Below are 16,266 nucleotides of genomic sequence, written 5' to 3' on the forward strand. Positions count from 1 at the left end.
ACACAAATACCAAACAGTAGGGCTTTATGCCCTACTTTTATTTGCACTACAATACATCCAGATCAAAAAAAGATCAGGATAAAAGATGAAACCCTATATTTCTGTCATCACGCTTGCCGTTAACGACTTAGAGCAGTCATTGAAGTTTTATTGTGAAGGTTTAGGCCTGCATAGCGAAGGTATTCTGGGTCAAGAATATGAATATGGTGCAGTGGCTTTTATTGAACTCCAGTCGGATATAAAACTCGCTTTGTGGCCCCAGCAAAGTATTCAGCATGATACGGGTCTGGAAATCAGTGCAATGTGTCCAACCCAAATGACCCTTGGACATAACGTCTTTAGCCCACTCGAGGTCGATCAGGTAATGGCACAAGCAGCACGTGCAGGTGCCCAAATTATCAAACCTGCACAAGCCACATTTTACGGTGGCTATGCTGGTTATTTTCAAGATCCCAATGGACATTTATGGGAAGTGGTATGGAATCCGTGTTGGGAAAATGATTAAGTTGTTATTTCATCATCGCGGGTATGACGATCCACCACCACACTAATCATCATATCGCCTTGCACATTCACCACAGTGCGCACCGTATCCAGTAGACGATCAATCGGCAATAAAATAGCAATCGCTTCGGCAGGTAAACCCACCGATTGCAACACCATAATCATGGTCACCATACCTGCACTGGGAATACCCGGTGCACCAAGTGATGCAATCATGGCGGTCATACAAACGATAAGCTGTTGCCCGATGCTTAAATCCAACCCCATCAGATTAGCAATAAATAAAGCAGCAGCAGCTTCATATAGCGCCGTACCATCCATATTCAATTGTGTGCCCAATGGGATAACAAAACCGGCTGTTGCAGGACGTACACCTAAATTTTCTTGCGCACATTTCATCGAAAGTGGCATGGTGGCAGAACTTGAACTGGTGGCAAAAGCGGTAATCAGTGCGCTACGTGCTCCTTTAAAAAAGGTCAGCGGACTCATCTTGCCAAAAATCCACAGTAACAGCGGCAAAACCACCGCCCCATGAAAAATGGTGGTTCCCGTCACCACAGCAGCGAACTCAAGCAAACGGTTCAGCACTGAAATATCTTCCGTAGCAATCAATTTTGCCAGTAAAGCAAAAATACCAATTGGCGCCAGTCGCATCACCCAAATAATCATGAACATCATCATGTCAAAAAACTGTTGGCTCAGTTGCCGTACCGTTTTAAAACGCTCACCGCCATGCACCAAAGCCACACCAAAAAACAAAGCAAATACCACCACAGCAAGAACATTGCCTTCAGAAAATGCTTTAAAAGGATTAATTAAGGTGTTTTGAATAAAATTAGTTAAAAATGAGGTTGGAGTTAACGTATCGGGGGTTTGATGCTGATTCATTGCATCCTGAAACATGGCAATGTCGACACCCTTCCCAACATCAAACAAATGCGCACAGCCAATGCCGAGTATCAAAGCCAAGGTCGTGGTCGTAACACAGCAGGCCAAGGTAATTTTCCAAACCTTACCCAATTGCCCACCCGATTGTAAGTTCGATACACCGACGACAATTGAACTAAAAATAAGAGGCACCAAAAGCATCTTCAATAAGCCAATAAAAATACTACTGGCAACACCCAAGCCATATAAACTGGCATCAAAAAATGGCGTATTTGGATAAAAATTGAGAAGAAAACCAAAAGCTACGCCCAAAATCGCAGCAATTAAAATTTGTGTGTTTAAGCCCATTTCTGCATGCTTTTATTGTTCAGTCTTGTAGGCACTATGCCATGCTCTATTTTTAGAATCGAGGAATTTTTTGTCACAAGTTCAGCATAAATATGCCAAATCATGATGCACCCTTTATCTGAATCAGCAACGGCTTGATGAAGCTATGGCATAAAATCTGCTTTTGAATTAAAACCATCCACCCATAATTAAAAGAGCAAAAATATGAAAAAAATAATCCTCATCACTGTACTGCTTTTAAGCATTGGGCAAACCTTTGCTCATTCAGGTCATGGCTGCCATAAAGATGTCTCCGAAGACATTCCTCGCTGCCATTAAAACCCCATCATAAAAAACTGGGCTATATGCCCAGTTTTTTAAAGTAAAATGACACATTATTGGGTTTCAATTTCACGGATACGAATTAGACCTTCTTGTGTCGTACTGCACACCAGCTCACCATTTTGCCACATGCGACCGAAGTTTAAACCGCGCGAACTTGCACTCACGGTCGCATCCATGTCGTACAGCATCCATTCATCCACACGGAATGGTTTATGAAAATACATCGCATGATCAATACTGGCACATTGCAAACTAGGCGATAAATAACTTAAACCATGCGGACGAAGCGCAGTGGTCATTAAAGTAAAGTCTGAATAGAATGCTGCAATGGCTTGATGTAAAGAAATTTCATCCATCTCTGGCGCGATTTTATCGTGCGTACGTAAGTAGTGCGCATAAGATGGTGCTTCAGGCTGCGGTTGAAATGGATTGCTTGGATCAATTGGACGAATATCAATATGACGATCACGCATAAAACTGGCACGGACATTTTCGGGTACAAATTCAACCAGCAATTTTTTTAATTCAGCTTCAGACTTTAATGTTTCAACAGCTGGATATTCAGGTTCACTAATTTGGTAATTTAAACCCTCTTCTGGATGAGCAAACGAAATCATCGCGGTAAAAATGGTGCGACCATGTTGAATGGCCCGTACTTGGCGACTGACAAAGCTTTTGCCATCACGCAAACGATCAACTTGATACAAAATAGGGGCATTCACATCGCCGCCATATAAAAAATAAGCATGCAATGAATGTGCAGGACGATCTGTGGTATACGATGCTGCGCGTAATGCCTGTCCTAATACTTGCCCACCGAAAACACGCTTTCCAACCAAGTTTCGACTTATTCCTCGGTAGATATTTTCTTCAATTTTTTCAAGGCTCAATAATTCAACCAATTCTTGGGTTAACGCGTTCATAAGCGACCTTTTTTGATGTGGAATATCGGAGATGGGGGCGGAAAATTTAAATCAATCAAATAAACTATTTTATCTATTTTGCCACAAATTCAGACTAAATCCCTAGCGTTAGTCTGACTAGTCTGTCACATTATTTTTGGATTATAGTGGCTAAAAATACGATTTTTAACGATAAAATTTTACAATCCATATGCATTTTGTCAGAAAATGACATACAGTTTTAAATTACAATAATGCAAAACAATCCCCCCTCAGAAAATCTGTGGTTGTGGTCATTTAAGTAGGAGTGTGTATGTCCAAGAGTGGCTTTGGTCAAATCTATCGTCAGTTTTCCAGTAAACTGCTTGACCTTGTGGTAACTCCACATGTTCTTGGTGAGGTTCCTACTGAACCGACAGCTACAGACGTAAAGACAGCAACAGACCAACCTATTCAACAAAAAATAGTCTGTTATGTTTTACAAAATTACTCGCGCAGCAATGCCTTGATTGTGGATGGTGAAACACGGCGGCTAAAACTATCACCCGCGTTAAATCCATTGGTCATCGGTGATCATAAAGAAAAAGCATCGGTGTTATTTTTACAACATCACGATGAAAATAATTTACTCAATCCGCCGCCACACGCTTTTCCACCGCGCTTATTACGTCTGATCGATGTTTTAGAACAGCACCCTGAAATTGATATTGAACTGATTCCTGTCACTGTGCTTTGGGGACGTTCACCCGATAAAGAAGATTCTTGGTTCAAGCTACTGTTTACCGATACTTGGGCAACCCCGGGTACAGTCAAACAATTGGTCAATATTGGTTTGCATGGTCGCCAGTCCTATTTAGAATTCCATAAAGGACAATCTTTACGTGCACTGATCAATTTTGCCAAAAAGACCCACCCGAACTTATCTCCTGCGACCTATATTCTCAATACCCTGAATAACTATTTAGATGGTCAACGTGAAGTCGTGCTTGGTCCTGACTTGTCAGACCGTCGTAATGTGGTGCATTCACTGATTAAATCACACGATGTACAAGATGCCATTCGTCGTGAAAGTATTCGTAGTAAAGTCAGCATGATTGAAGCTGAACGTCGCGCCATTGGTTATTTAAACGAAATTGTTTCTGACTATTCACATTCGGCGGTTCGCTTTGCCGATATGGCACTCACGCGTTTATGGACCCAGCTTTATGATGGCGTAGAAGTTCATAACTTCAGTACAGTCCGTGAACTGGCCAAAGACTACCAAATTATCTACACCCCATGTCACCGTAGCCACATTGACTATTTATTACTATCTTATGTGATTTACAAACGTGGCATGATGGTTCCGTACATTGCCGCGGGCGATAATTTAAATATGCCTTTTGTCGGGCAATTACTGCGGGGTGGTGGTGCATTCTTTATCCGCCGGACCTTCCGTGGTAATGGCTTGTACACTACGGTATTTAAAGAATACCTGTACAGTATTTTGTCACGCAATACGCCATTGGAATACTTCATTGAAGGTGGTCGTTCGCGGACGGGTCGCTTACTACCCGCCAAAACAGGCATGTTGGCCATGACCGTGCATAGTCATTTACGTGGTCGAGCTAAACCGATTGTGTTCTTACCGACCTACATTGGCTATGAACGCTTGATGGAAGGTTCAACTTATGTGGGCGAAATGCAAGGCAAGCCGAAAGAGTCTGAATCGATTGTCGGTATTTTAAAAAGCTTACGTAAAATCGAACGTATTTTCGGTAAAGTGCATGTTAACTTCGGTGAGCCAGTCTTTTTAGATGATCTACTCAAAAAACATGGTGCCGACCAAATCAAAATTGAAAAGAATGATGAACCTATTCCGCAGCAAATATCGGATGCAGTGAATGGTTCAGCACATGCCATCTTGGAAAATATTAATCGTGCTGTGGTGATCAATCCTGTATCGCTGTTGTCGTTGATCTTATTGGCCACCCCGAAACACACTTTAGATGAAGAAATTTGCATTAAACAGCTTGATGCCTATCGTAATTTAGTCACCGCTTTACCTTATGATGCACGCGCACAAGTGACACCGCTTTCGGGTAAAGAAATTATTGCCTACGGTTTAAAACTCAAACTGATTAAACGCGTTAAGCATGTGTTAGGCGATATTATTGCAATTGAAGACAATCAAGCAGTATTGCTGACTTACTTCCGCAATAACATTTTGCATGCCTTCGTCTTACCCTCTTTAATTGCGGCCTTGGTGAAACATAACGGCTCCATCCGCCGTGGTGATTTAATCAGTGTGATTCGTACACTTTATCCATTCTTAAAAGCTGAATTGTTCTTAAAGTGGCAAGATGATGAACTCAAAGATCAAATCTGCGCTTATGTCGATGCATTAATTAACGCGAAACTGATTGCAGCCGATGCCGAAGATCATCTGATTTCCCCTGCACCGAATTCAGAAGATCACAATCAATTGGTGGTGCTTGCTGCACCTGTCATGCAAAGTCTTGAGCGTTATTACATGACGTTGGCTTTAATTACCCAACGCGGTTCAGGCAATATTTCGATTCGTCAGGTGGAAGAACTCAGTCATTTGGTCGGTCAACGTCTATCTGTGCTTTATGAATTCAACTCACCTGAATTCTTTGATAAAGCCTTATTCCAAAGCTTTATGAAAGTCTTGACGCAACAAGGTTACATTCGCAACAACGAAAACAATGCCATTGTGTTTGATGAGAACTTCCAGAATGTTGCCCAGTACGCCAATTTAGTTTTGGATGATGTCACCCTGCAAATGTTGCAACACATCACCACTTTCAGCGATGAAGAGCTGAAAGACACTCTAGACAAAGTGGCTGCTGAACAAGCGAAAAAACGATTGAAGCGTAAGAAAAAATAAAGTAAAAATGCTTTTCTTCTCCCCTTTTAAAGGTGAGAAGAATTGCTATACAAGGGGAAGGTTTTTATTTTAATCCTCCCCTAATCCCTCCTTTAAAAAAGGAGGGGGATTTATTTATCACTTTCCGAACATCTCTAAATAATCCTCAAAACAATCCTTATGCTGTAACTGAAAACCCATTTCAGCCATTCGTGTGGCATAAATTCTTTTTCCAGAACATTCATCACTTTGCAAAACCAATTCAGGCAGATTCAATTGTCGTTGGAACCATTGAATCGTTTCATGTAAAAGACTGGGCTGATTATTGCTAACAATATACGATTTTTCAGCATGTTCCACGTGAAGCAAATTCGCCAAAAAACTTGCCAGATCATCAATATGAATTCGATTTGACCAGTGGCGGTTCGGGTAAGTTTTAGTTTTTTCAGCCAACTTCAGCATTCGAGCCACCGATGTGCCATAAATGCCAGTCGGACGAATGATGATACTTGCAGATGGATAAGCCTGCTGCCAAAGCTGCTCCATCTTTAACAAAAGTCGTCCCTGTTCATCATTGGGCTTCATTACAGATTCATCATCGATGCGCTCACCATGATTTTCACCATAGACTCGCGTGGACGACACAACCACAACCTTTTGCACAGGATGCTGTTTTAAAGCATTGCTGATGGGTTGTACCGAATCGACATACACCCGTTGATAAGCCTCGGGCGTACTTTCATTTGGACTCAACAACACATAGACCCAATCAATCGGTGGAATATGAGCTAAATTCAGCTGATGTACATCTTGAATGAGATGAGTTGCGTATTCATCCATTTTAGCACTTTGGCTGATTGTGGTAATTTGGTGCCCTTGCTCAAATAGTTGTTTAGCAACACGCCAAGATGTTTTACCATAACCGATAAATAAAATATGCATAAGCACCTGATTACATAACCTAAGTTGAGGGGAAATGGCTGCCGTCCATCAATTACAAGGGGTAGGAACTGCCTCTGCTGCATTACTGGAAAAACTGAATATTTTCACCACAGATGATTTACTGTTTCATCTGCCACGTGATTATGAAGATCGTAGCACGATCATCGCCATGAACCAATTGATCGTGGGGCGCAGTTATTTGCTCGAAGGCCTGGTCAAAGGTGTCGATTTCCCCCCCGGTAAACGCAAGTCTATGGCGGTGTTATTACAGGATGATTTTAGCAAAGTCACTTTACGTTTTTATCATGTGTATAAAGCCCTGACGGATCGTGCCAAAATCGGCAATCGTCTGCGAATATTTGGTGAAGTCCGTGTCGGTGCACGCGGTTTAGAACTTTATCATCCAGAAATACAGCTAATTACTGAACATACCCCTCTGCCTAAAACTGAACTCACCGCCATTTATCCAGCTACAGAGGGTTTAACGCAGCCCAAGCTACGTGAATATGTTAAACAGGCCCTTAAACAACACAGTGATGATCTCCCTGAACTGTTACCAGCAAAATTCACCAATGGTTATGCACTCAAGCAAGCGCTAGAATATATTCATGAACCGCCCACCAATGCCAACATGTTGCAATTGGCACAAGGTTCACACCCTGCCCAGCAACGCTTAATCTTTGAAGAATTGGTTGCCCATCAACTGAGCCTACTTTCACGTCGGGCTTATATTCAGCAAATTGCAGCACCGTCATTTTCAGTCAGTCAAAACTTTGCCAAACAACTGTTGGCAAGCTTACCGTTTAGCATGACCGATGCACAAAAACGGGTCTCTAAAGAAATTGCACAAGACTTAAAACAAAACAAACCCATGCTGCGTCTGGTTCAGGGTGATGTCGGTGCAGGCAAAACACTGGTGGCGGGTATTGCCGCGTGTCATGCCTTAGAAGAAGGTTGGCAAGTGGCCCTGATGGCACCGACGGAAATTTTAGCAGAACAACATTATTTAAATTTTAAAAAATGGTTTGAACCGCTGGGCTTAACCGTGTCATGGCTGTCAGGCAAACAAAAAGGTAAAGCGCGTGCGGCAGCCGAGCAAAGCATTAAAGATGGCTCAGCCCATTTAGTCATCGGCACACATGCCTTATTTCAAGACAATGTTGCCTTTGCCAAACTCGGTTTGGTGATTATTGATGAACAACATCGCTTTGGGGTCGATCAGCGTCTAGCACTACGCAATAAGGGTGCGCAGAATATGACCCCACATCAATTGGTGATGACAGCCACCCCTATCCCCCGCACCTTGGCGATGTCGGCATATGGTGATTTGGATACCTCTGTAATTGATGAATTACCGCCTGGACGAACCCCGATTCAAACCGTGACCATTCCGCTGGATCGTCGTGAAGAGGTTTTAAATCGTATCGCCAGTAATTGTGCGGAAGGCAAACAAGCCTATTGGGTCTGTACCTTGGTGGAACAATCCGAAACTTTAGATGCACAAGCCGCTGAAGCTACTTTTGCTGAAATTAAAGACCGCTTTCCTCATCTAAACACGGGCTTAGTCCATGGCAAAATGAAAGCCGATGAAAAGCAATTGGTGATGCAGCAATTTAAAGACAATCAATTACAATTACTGATTGCCACAACAGTCATTGAAGTGGGCGTGGACGTGCCGAACGCATCCATCATGGTGATTGAAAATGCAGAACGCCTCGGGCTGTCCCAACTGCATCAGCTTCGTGGACGTGTCGGACGTGGTGCAACAGCCAGTTTTTGTGCCCTGCTCTACAAACATCCTTTATCGCAAAATGGACAAGAACGTCTACGCATTATGCGCGAAACCAACGATGGTTTTATCATTGCAGAAAAAGACTTGGAAATTCGTGGGCCGGGTGAATTACTCGGCACCAAACAAACGGGCGATATGGGTTTTCGGGTGGCGAAATTAGAACGAGATGATCATTTACTCAATCAAGCGCATTATGTGGCGCAGCAAATTTTAAAAGATTATCCTGAAAATGCGCAGGCTTTGTTAAAACGCTGGCTACCTGAAGCACCACGCTATGCCTATGTCTAGAAGAATAGGACAGTTAAAATGACGCAAAATATCCCTGTTCCATATGATGCAGAATTTCAATCGCCAATTCCAAGCATTTGGAGGGACTGCATTATTCAAATGGTTGAGGCTTTTAAAGATAAAGATTTTGAACGTTTAAACACGCTTCCCTATGTTCAATGTATTGACTTAGCATACGCTGCCGAGATTGCAAAAAATATTGATGATTATGGCGCTCATCTCATGAGCTTAGCTGAAGAATCATGGCATACATCCGTATGCTTATATATGGAAAATGAATCTTGGCAAGCCATTATCGATTTATTTACCGTTGAAGAAGGCAGAAGTGATTTAATCCTTGATCTTTTTATCATCAAGAAAGAAGATCAATTTATATTTCAAATTAATAATATTTATGTCCCATAATCAATTGATGATCAATAAAATAAAAATATAATCTTGAGAATAAAATGCTTCAATTCATTAACCCATTACTTCACAAAGCTCTACAAAGCATCTCGCCCTGTCAACTCTGTAATACTGAGCAACAACAGATCCATTCGGTCTGTGCAGATTGCTGGCAACAATTACCGTGGTTGAAAAGTACCGTGCAACGACAGGAAATGGAGATTCACAGTGCTTGTCATTATGACTACCCGATTGATCGTATCATTCAAAAATTTAAATACGAACAACAGCTGCATTTTCAGCAGCTACTGGCGGGCACATTCATGCAACTGCGGCTGCCCAAAATTCAAGCCATTGTACCGATGCCCATTTCCAATCAACGCCTAGCAGAACGCGGTTATAATCAGTCCTTGGTGCTTGGCAAGATTTTAGCCAAGCAATTAAACCTGCCAATTTGGCAACCCGTCACGCGCTTACAACAACATTCACAAAAAGGCTTAACTCGCCTAGAGCGCATTGAAAATATTCAGCAGCAATTCCAAATCAATATAACGTCTAAACTGTGTTATCGCCGTGTGCTTATTTTGGATGATGTGGTGACGACAGGAAGTTCAATCTTTGCATTAAAACAAAAACTTGAGCAATTGGGCTGTCAGAAAGTCTATGCTGCCTGTATCGCGAGTGCAGCGATTTAGACCATCGCTGCATCATTTTTCTCGCGTAGCATAATAGACTAAATCAAACCTCAGCCTGTAAATAGTTTTTTACCCATGGCATCACGATTTCTGTGGTTAAGGGCGCAAGTAAGGTACTTTGATCATTCAAATCTACCCATTTCATCTCGGCAATTTCGGCATCAATTTTGGGTGCATGATCCAATGTCACGACATAAACATAACTGACCAATTGATGATCGGGTTCATTTGCCGTCGCTGTTTCATAACGCCCAACAAATTGTTCAATCTGTGCCTGACAACCAATTTCTTCCTGAATTTCCCGAAGCATGGTTGCTTCAGGCAATTCATTGGGTTCCAACTTACCACCAACCTGCATAAAACATGCGGTATGATGCTTGCGCACCACTAAAAGCTGCTGTTGAGCATTTAAAATAATTGCTGCGGCAACGGTAATCACCTTCATCTTTATTTCACCAAACCCTGCTGATCGACCATACCCCATTTCGGTTGCGGTGCTTGAAAAGCATCAAATTGTTGCAAAATCTGATCGATCGAATCTGAGGCAATAATGCTTTCAGAAAAGCGAGCATGGGTAAAACCTTTGGCTGTGGTCAACTGGATAAATTTCAGTAAATCATCATAAAACCCTTCTACATTTAAAAATGCACACGGTTTTAAATGAATCCCCAGTTGCGCCCAAGTCCACTGCTCAAAAATTTCTTCCAAGGTGCCTGCACCACCGGGCAATGCAATAAAGGCATCAGACAATTCCGACATCTTGGTTTTACGTTCATGCATATTTTTTACCACATGCAATTCCGTTAAATGTGGATGTGCAAGTTCCCGATCCACCAAGGCACTCGGAATAACACCAATCACTTTGCCGCCTGCCTGCAATGCACTATCTGCGACAACCCCCATCAAGCCTGAACGACCACCGCCATACACCAGTGTTTTGCCTTGCCCAGCAATGGTTTGACCCATTTTTTGTGCCGTGTCTAGAAAAATGGAATCCGTTCCAATAGCTGAACCACAAAAAATTGCGATAGAATTCATCATTTTTTCACCCTGTTTTGAAAATGTCATACTATTAAAGTAAATTTTAAGGAGATTTTTTCATAAAAAAGCAATTCGATCAGTGTTTTTATTCAATTCCTTGTCTAAAATACACCCATTGATTAAACCAGACTGCGCAAGGGAGCAAAGACAGCATGCTTGAAGCCTTTTACGCCACAGAGCGCGGTAGTTTGGAAGATGCCACTATTAATGGGGGCTTTGATCTTCATCCAGATTTAGTGTGGATTGACTTAATTGCACCCTCACAAGAAGAACAACAATGGGTCCTTGATGCTTATGAGCAAAACCTACCCACGCTAAAATCCTTAGAAGACATCTCTTCATCGGCACGATTCTACCGTGATGATGATGGTATTTTACATATCAGCACCTACTTTTTAACGAAAAATAAAAACTTTCAAGTGGATGGTGAACCAGATGACAATTCCAGTATTTTAGCCACAGTACAAACCGTTGCTTTCATTTTGCATAAAGAACGCTTATTTACCTTACGTGGTGAAAAGCTGGTCGCATTTCGTGCCTTTCGCGCCCGTGCTCGCCGTAATGACTATGAAATTGACTATAAAGATCCGACGTGGGTGTTACTCGGCTTACTTGAAGCCAAACTCGATGAACTTGCGGATATCTTGGAAGATATCCACAAAGACCTAGAAAAATACTCTACAGAAGTGCTCAACAATCGTCATCGTGAACAAATACTTGATTTAGATGACATGATTACCCGCCTAGCACAACTCGAAGATATGCTAGGGAAAGCACAATTGTGTTTAATCGATTTACGACGCGTTTTAACCTTTCTCTCGCGTCCACGGGCTTTAGGCAGTCATATTTACGATGCCGATATTCGAGAACTCAGTGAAGATGTTCGCTCACTGGTTGAACATGATGCATTCTTATTCCAAAAGGTTCGATTCTTACTCGACACCACCTCTGGATTCATTAACACCGAACAGAATGATACGATTCGTCGCTTCTCCATCTTACCAAGTATGCTCGCGCCACCCATGCTGGTTGCCAGTATTTATGGTATGAATACAGATGTACTGCCTTTTGCTAGAGGAACGACCAGTTTTGTTATGGTGGGTATCATTCTAGTGGCCTTTTTTATTGGGCCGCTCATCTACTTCCGCTGGAAAAAATGGATTTAAGCATGCCTTAAAAGCACTGCTTTTAAGGCGAAGCGCAAGAAATGCTCCCGATTTGATAAATGCCTATTTGCAGACAATAAAAAAGCACCTTACGGTGCTTTTTTATTGTCTGTTCAAGCAATTAACTGCAAATCATTTTGTAAATGACAGGCTTGAATAATTTTCATCATTCTTTCAGGAACCGCCTTAAACTGTATGCCTTGAGCTTGCGGCGTTTGACGCAACCAACGCACCAATACGGCTAAAGCCAGCGTACTGCCCTGCTCTAACTTTGCCAAGTTCACCACCAACGGAAATTGATTCTGTGCTTGAATTAATTTCAAACCCTGTTGGTAATAGCTTTCCGCATTTGCATAATCTATTTTTCCAGAAACATATAATTCCTGATGAATGATTTCAATCACCGAACACATACTCCATTATTTTTTATTTACCGCTACTTCTGCATCTGGTTCAAAATTAGCAATCGCTTTATCCAAGTTACCACCATTACGTTTTACTGTTGCCGCAAACTGATTACGGAACTGTAAACCTAAATCAATGCCTGAGACATTAATATTACGGATTTTCCATTGGCTGCCTTTATCCACCAATTGGAACGATACAGGAATTTTTTCGCCCTTATTATTGAAGTCTAGTGTCACTACAGGATTTTTACTATCAGTCGCTTTATATGGGCGAATGTTATAGGTTTGATTCGAGAACTTCGCAAATGCAGTACCATAATTTTCAATTAAAGTTTCGCGAAAGTTACGTTCAAATTGCGCACGTTGTGCTGCTGTACTGTATTGATTGGTTGCATACGTCCCCATCACAATACGAGTAAATGCCTGTGAATCAATATATGGGTCAAGATTTTGACGTACGATTGCTTTGACTGCTGCCGGATTATTTTGTAATTTCGCATTATCAGCTTTTAAACGAGCAATCAAACCGTCAGCAACTTTTTTAACAAAAACTGGGGGTGCTTCCGCAGGGACTGCAAATGCAGTACTTGCAATCATTGTAGACAAAATACTTGCTGTAAGCGTTTGTTTAATTAAAGTATTCACTAAAACCTTCTCTCCAAATTATTCAACGAATGATGCTTCTGCACCTGTTGATTCACCCGATGTCTTTTCATCTGGCGCTTTTTCTGATGATTTACCAGCACCACCAGTAATAAACTTACTAATCAAATCTTCAAGATCCATCGTACCTTGAGTATTGGCAATACGCTCACCACGTTTGACGTAGTTCAAACCACCGCCCGGTACAACTTTCAAATATTTTTCGCCCAACAGACCGTTGGTTGCAACCATAATATAAGCATCTTCATCAATACTGGTGATGGAGTGCATGTTATCGGTCAGTTGTTTTTCCATTTCTTTTTGTTGTGCAGGCGTCGCTTCTGTATATTCAGTACTATAGCGCAGCTCTTCTAGCGCATTGGCAGTAACTGTTTTTAATTGCTCTTTATTAAATGAAGTCAATTTACCATCTAAGTCAAAATGCACAGTCGCTAAGCGTGATACAGGATCGAGGGTAATATCAGTCACACGACCAATACTGACACCACTCATGGTCACTTTAGCCCGTGGTTTTAAACCATTCACATTGTCAAATTGCGCAGTCATCTCATAGGCATCACGTAAATTGGTGCCCGATAATCCGCTCACTCTCATCGCTAAGAAAAATAATGCCACACCAAAGATAATGACAAAAATACCTACGGTCAGCTCACTTGTACGTGATTTCATTAAACCCCTCCAAACATGACCGCAGTCAACACAAAATCAGAACCTAAAACACACAATGAGGAATACACTACTGTTCGCGTAGTCGATGTTGCAATCCCTTCAGAAGTCGGCACACATGCATACCCCTGATACACCGCAATCCAAGTACAAAGTAATGCAAAAACTAGACTTTTAATAATGGTGCCGTTGAAAATATCTTTATAGAATTGCACGCTATTTTGCATCCCACTCCAGAAAGAACCTTCATCCACCCCTAAAAAATCCACACCGACCATTTTACCGCCCATGATGCCAATGGCACCAAAAATGATCGATAACATCGGCAGACTCACAATACCTGCCCATAAACGTGGTGAAACAATCCGTTTCAGTGGATCAACACCTATCATTTCCATACTCGACAGCTGTTCGGTGGCTTTCATCAAGCCAATTTCAGCGGTCAAAGCGGAACCGGCACGCCCTGCAAATAACAAAGCCGCGACCACAGGTGCAAGTTCACGTAATAAAGTCAGTGAGACCATCGTGCCCAGCATGGATTCAGAACCAATATTGACCAAAATAGAATAGCCTTGCAGGCCAAGTACCAAGCCAATAAATAAACCAGAAACCGCAATGATCAATAAAGACATGACGCCAATACGGTGCATTTGGTAAATAAACAGTTTGACCCCAAGCCAGGTCGGCATGGAAAATAGGATTTGCAGCAACATCACCGTTGCTACACCGATGCCACGTACACTTTCAATGACGCGTCTACCTAATGAGGCAATGGCATTCATGAACGCACCTCATCACTTAAATAAGCCTTATGACTAAACTGATAATCGACAGGACCTTCGGCAGCACCAGTTAGGAACTGACGGACAAATGCCGATTTATGTTGTTTTAATTCAGCAGGCGTTCCCTCACCTTGAATAACACCTTCAGCAATAATATAAATGTAATCGGCAATCGATAAGGTTTCACCCACATCATGCGAGACAATAATCGTGGTTAAATCCAGCGCTTCACGCAAGGTTCGAATTAAACGCGTGAGTACCCCTTTCACAATTGGATCTTGGCCAGCAAAGGGTTCATCATACATAATCAGTTCTGGATCAAGCGCAATAGCCCGTGCCAAGGCAACACGACGGTTCATCCCTCCAGAGAGTTCTGCAGGCATAAATCTTTCAGTACCGCGTAAGCCCACCGCTTCCAGTTTAAGTGCCACCAGTTCTGCAATGAGATGTTCAGGGAGTTGCGTATGCGCACGTAACGGAAAAGCCACGTTTTCATAGACGCTCATGTCGGTAAACAGAGCACCACTTTGGAACAGCATGCCCATACGTGCACGTGCAGCAAACAATTCAGACCGCGACATACTGGCAATATCTGTTCCATCCAATAAGACTTGCCCATGGTCTGGAACGAGCTGCCCACCAATCAGACGCAGTAATGTTGTCTTACCTGTACCTGAAGGCCCCATAATGGCAGTAATCTGACCACGCCGAATCTTTAAACTGACATGATCGAAAATGACACGTTTCCCTCGTTTAAAGCTCAAATCATTGACTTCAATCCAAGATTCAGCTTGTTGAGGTATTTGATTATTCATGGCTGAGCGTTTTCCTACATTTTTTCAGCATGCATACTATAAAGGATTCAAGTTCAAAATGTTGTATTTGATCAAAAAGCAACAAATTTAGCGTAATTTTCTAATTAGTTTAATTGTAGTTCGATTATGAATAAAAAACAGGTATAAAAATAGAACAGTGCGTTACAGCAAAGAATTATAGATATAGTACATAATATTGCATAACAACAAGAACAAACCAATATAAGGCATAACCACCTCTTGATTGAAATTCCAAATATAATGAGCAGATTTATTGTTCATATTTAACGAATTTAAAACAAAACATGATTGAGTATACAATTTTATCAAATAAGAACAAAGATTAATCTCATAAAAAAACCGGTGTTTCCACCGGTTTTTTCTATCTCAATCGAACGACTAAATTAGTCGTTAAATTTACGACGTGGACGATCTTCACCGCCAAAAGCTGGACGCTCGCCACGTGGTTTGTCATCAAAGCTACGACGTGGACGATCTTCGCCACCGAAAGTACGCTTAGGACGATCATCGCCGAAACTACGTTGTGGACGATCACCAAAACCGCCTTCACGACGTGGAGCCGGACGATCACCGAAATCACGACGTGGACGATCAGCGCCTTCACGAGCTGGTTTATAATCTACACGGTTGCCACGGTTATCATCCGAAGAACGTGGTTTATCACCAAAGCTACGTTGTGGACGATCACCGAAACCACCTTCACGACGTGGCGCTGGACGATCACCGAAATCGCGTTTAGGACGGTCATCAAACGAACGTTGTGGAC

General features: G+C 42.1%; 16 protein-coding genes and 1 pseudogene. 6 read left to right on the plus strand and 11 right to left on the minus strand.

Annotated features, from left to right (window positions below; all coding sequences use genetic code 11):
- The first annotated feature begins 85 nt into the window (after positions 1-85).
- On the plus strand, positions 86-505 hold the full coding sequence (locus F994_RS10820; protein ID WP_004650499.1) for a VOC family protein: 420 nt from the start codon (positions 86-88) through the stop codon (positions 503-505).
- On the opposite strand, the gene F994_RS10825 is transcribed toward F994_RS10820, so the two are convergent.
- Together F994_RS10825 and F994_RS10830 are read right to left on the minus strand one after the other, a co-directional pair.
- A complete protein-coding gene (locus F994_RS10825) occupies positions 502-1,740 on the minus strand; it encodes a dicarboxylate/amino acid:cation symporter (RefSeq protein ID WP_004650500.1) in 1,239 nt (412 codons plus the stop codon). The genes F994_RS10820 and F994_RS10825 overlap by 4 nt on opposite strands.
- 374 nt (positions 1,741-2,114) lie before the next feature.
- A complete protein-coding gene (locus tag F994_RS10830) occupies positions 2,115-2,987 on the minus strand; it encodes an acyl-CoA thioesterase (RefSeq protein WP_004650501.1) in 873 nt (290 codons plus the stop codon).
- A gap of 292 nt (positions 2,988-3,279) precedes the next feature.
- On the opposite strand from F994_RS10830, the gene plsB reads away from it, so the two are divergent.
- A complete protein-coding gene (gene plsB / locus F994_RS10835; RefSeq protein ID WP_004650502.1) occupies positions 3,280-5,856 on the plus strand; it encodes a glycerol-3-phosphate 1-O-acyltransferase PlsB in 2,577 nt (858 codons plus the stop codon).
- A 117-nt stretch (positions 5,857-5,973) separates the two neighbouring features.
- Here the strand turns inward: plsB and F994_RS10840 are convergent, their stop codons facing one another.
- On the minus strand, positions 5,974-6,777 hold the full coding sequence (locus F994_RS10840) for a sugar nucleotide-binding protein (RefSeq protein ID WP_004650503.1): 804 nt from the start codon (positions 6,775-6,777) through the stop codon (positions 5,974-5,976).
- 34 nt (positions 6,778-6,811) lie between these two features.
- Here F994_RS10840 and recG point away from each other — a divergent pair, with 34 nt between their 5' ends.
- Genes recG through F994_RS10855 form a run of 3 tightly spaced genes read left to right on the plus strand, consistent with a single transcriptional unit; the run spans position 6,812 to position 9,939 of the window.
- Positions 6,812-8,857: an ATP-dependent DNA helicase RecG gene (recG, locus tag F994_RS10845; RefSeq protein WP_004650504.1), complete on the plus strand. Its 2,046-nt coding sequence runs from the start codon at positions 6,812-6,814 to the stop codon at positions 8,855-8,857.
- 18 nt (positions 8,858-8,875) lie between these two features.
- Entirely contained in the window at positions 8,876-9,262 is a 387-nt protein-coding gene (locus F994_RS10850) for a DUF7668 domain-containing protein (protein ID WP_004650506.1), read from the plus strand.
- Between the two features lie 44 nt (positions 9,263-9,306).
- On the plus strand, positions 9,307-9,939 hold the full coding sequence (locus F994_RS10855; RefSeq protein ID WP_004650507.1) for a ComF family protein: 633 nt from the start codon (positions 9,307-9,309) through the stop codon (positions 9,937-9,939).
- Between the two features lie 43 nt (positions 9,940-9,982).
- Here F994_RS10855 and F994_RS10860 read toward each other — a convergent pair whose 3' ends face one another.
- Both F994_RS10860 and F994_RS10865 read right to left on the minus strand, forming a co-directional pair.
- Positions 9,983-10,384 carry an NUDIX hydrolase gene (locus tag F994_RS10860; RefSeq protein WP_034697080.1) on the minus strand — a complete coding sequence of 134 codons (402 nt, stop codon included), beginning with the start codon at positions 10,382-10,384 and terminating at the stop codon, positions 9,983-9,985.
- 2 nt (positions 10,385-10,386) lie between these two features.
- Positions 10,387-10,977 (minus strand): LOG family protein, encoded by a 591-nt coding sequence (locus F994_RS10865; protein WP_167555806.1) that lies wholly within the window; start codon positions 10,975-10,977, stop codon positions 10,387-10,389.
- Positions 10,978-11,132: 155 nt separating this feature from the next.
- Here F994_RS10865 and F994_RS10870 point away from each other — a divergent pair, with 155 nt between their 5' ends.
- Complete coding sequence (locus tag F994_RS10870; RefSeq protein WP_004650510.1) at positions 11,133-12,146, plus strand: CorA family divalent cation transporter; 1,014 nt, start codon at positions 11,133-11,135, stop codon at positions 12,144-12,146.
- Between the two features lie 113 nt (positions 12,147-12,259).
- Here F994_RS10870 and F994_RS10875 read toward each other — a convergent pair whose 3' ends face one another.
- The 6 genes and pseudogenes from F994_RS10875 to F994_RS10900 all read right to left on the minus strand — a co-directional run.
- Positions 12,260-12,550 carry an STAS domain-containing protein gene (locus tag F994_RS10875; protein WP_004650511.1) on the minus strand — a complete coding sequence of 97 codons (291 nt, stop codon included), beginning with the start codon at positions 12,548-12,550 and terminating at the stop codon, positions 12,260-12,262.
- Positions 12,551-12,565: 15 nt separating this feature from the next.
- The gene (locus tag F994_RS10880) at positions 12,566-13,198 is read right to left on the minus strand and encodes an MlaC/ttg2D family ABC transporter substrate-binding protein (protein ID WP_004650513.1); all 633 of its coding nucleotides are present in this window, start codon (positions 13,196-13,198) and stop codon (positions 12,566-12,568) included.
- 18 nt (positions 13,199-13,216) lie between these two features.
- Complete coding sequence (gene mlaD, locus F994_RS10885) at positions 13,217-13,885, minus strand: outer membrane lipid asymmetry maintenance protein MlaD (protein WP_004650514.1); 669 nt, start codon at positions 13,883-13,885, stop codon at positions 13,217-13,219.
- Positions 13,885-14,664 (minus strand): lipid asymmetry maintenance ABC transporter permease subunit MlaE, encoded by a 780-nt coding sequence (gene mlaE / locus F994_RS10890; RefSeq protein ID WP_004650515.1) that lies wholly within the window; start codon positions 14,662-14,664, stop codon positions 13,885-13,887. Before mlaE ends, mlaD begins: the two co-directional genes overlap by 1 nt.
- Complete coding sequence (locus F994_RS10895) at positions 14,661-15,479, minus strand: ABC transporter ATP-binding protein (RefSeq protein WP_004650516.1); 819 nt, start codon at positions 15,477-15,479, stop codon at positions 14,661-14,663. Before F994_RS10895 ends, mlaE begins: the two co-directional genes overlap by 4 nt.
- 404 nt (positions 15,480-15,883) lie before the next feature.
- A pseudogene (locus tag F994_RS10900) lies at positions 15,884-16,266 on the minus strand (DEAD/DEAH box helicase); the annotation flags it as partial.

Origin of the sequence: Acinetobacter bohemicus ANC 3994 (genome assembly GCF_000367925.1) — a bacterium.
Taxonomy (GTDB): domain Bacteria; phylum Pseudomonadota; class Gammaproteobacteria; order Pseudomonadales; family Moraxellaceae; genus Acinetobacter; species Acinetobacter bohemicus.

Excerpts from the sequence above, each read along its gene's own strand:
- F994_RS10820 (WP_004650499.1), top strand. The coding sequence starts at position 86 with ATGAAACCCTATATTTCTGTCATCACGCTTGCCGTTAACGACTTAGAG.
- F994_RS10825 (WP_004650500.1), bottom strand. The coding sequence starts at position 1,740 with ATGGGCTTAAACACACAAATTTTAATTGCTGCGATTTTGGGCGTAGCT.
- F994_RS10830 (WP_004650501.1), bottom strand. The coding sequence starts at position 2,987 with ATGAACGCGTTAACCCAAGAATTGGTTGAATTATTGAGCCTTGAAAAA.
- plsB (WP_004650502.1), top strand. The coding sequence starts at position 3,280 with ATGTCCAAGAGTGGCTTTGGTCAAATCTATCGTCAGTTTTCCAGTAAA.
- F994_RS10840 (WP_004650503.1), bottom strand. The coding sequence starts at position 6,777 with ATGCATATTTTATTTATCGGTTATGGTAAAACATCTTGGCGTGTTGCT.
- recG (WP_004650504.1), top strand. The coding sequence starts at position 6,812 with ATGGCTGCCGTCCATCAATTACAAGGGGTAGGAACTGCCTCTGCTGCA.
- F994_RS10850 (WP_004650506.1), top strand. The coding sequence starts at position 8,876 with ATGACGCAAAATATCCCTGTTCCATATGATGCAGAATTTCAATCGCCA.
- F994_RS10855 (WP_004650507.1), top strand. The coding sequence starts at position 9,307 with ATGCTTCAATTCATTAACCCATTACTTCACAAAGCTCTACAAAGCATC.
- F994_RS10860 (WP_034697080.1), bottom strand. The coding sequence starts at position 10,384 with ATGAAGGTGATTACCGTTGCCGCAGCAATTATTTTAAATGCTCAACAG.
- F994_RS10865 (WP_167555806.1), bottom strand. The coding sequence starts at position 10,977 with ATGAATTCTATCGCAATTTTTTGTGGTTCAGCTATTGGAACGGATTCC.
- F994_RS10870 (WP_004650510.1), top strand. The coding sequence starts at position 11,133 with ATGCTTGAAGCCTTTTACGCCACAGAGCGCGGTAGTTTGGAAGATGCC.
- mlaD (WP_004650514.1), bottom strand. The coding sequence starts at position 13,885 with ATGAAATCACGTACAAGTGAGCTGACCGTAGGTATTTTTGTCATTATC.
- mlaE (WP_004650515.1), bottom strand. The coding sequence starts at position 14,664 with ATGAATGCCATTGCCTCATTAGGTAGACGCGTCATTGAAAGTGTACGT.
- F994_RS10895 (WP_004650516.1), bottom strand. The coding sequence starts at position 15,479 with ATGAATAATCAAATACCTCAACAAGCTGAATCTTGGATTGAAGTCAAT.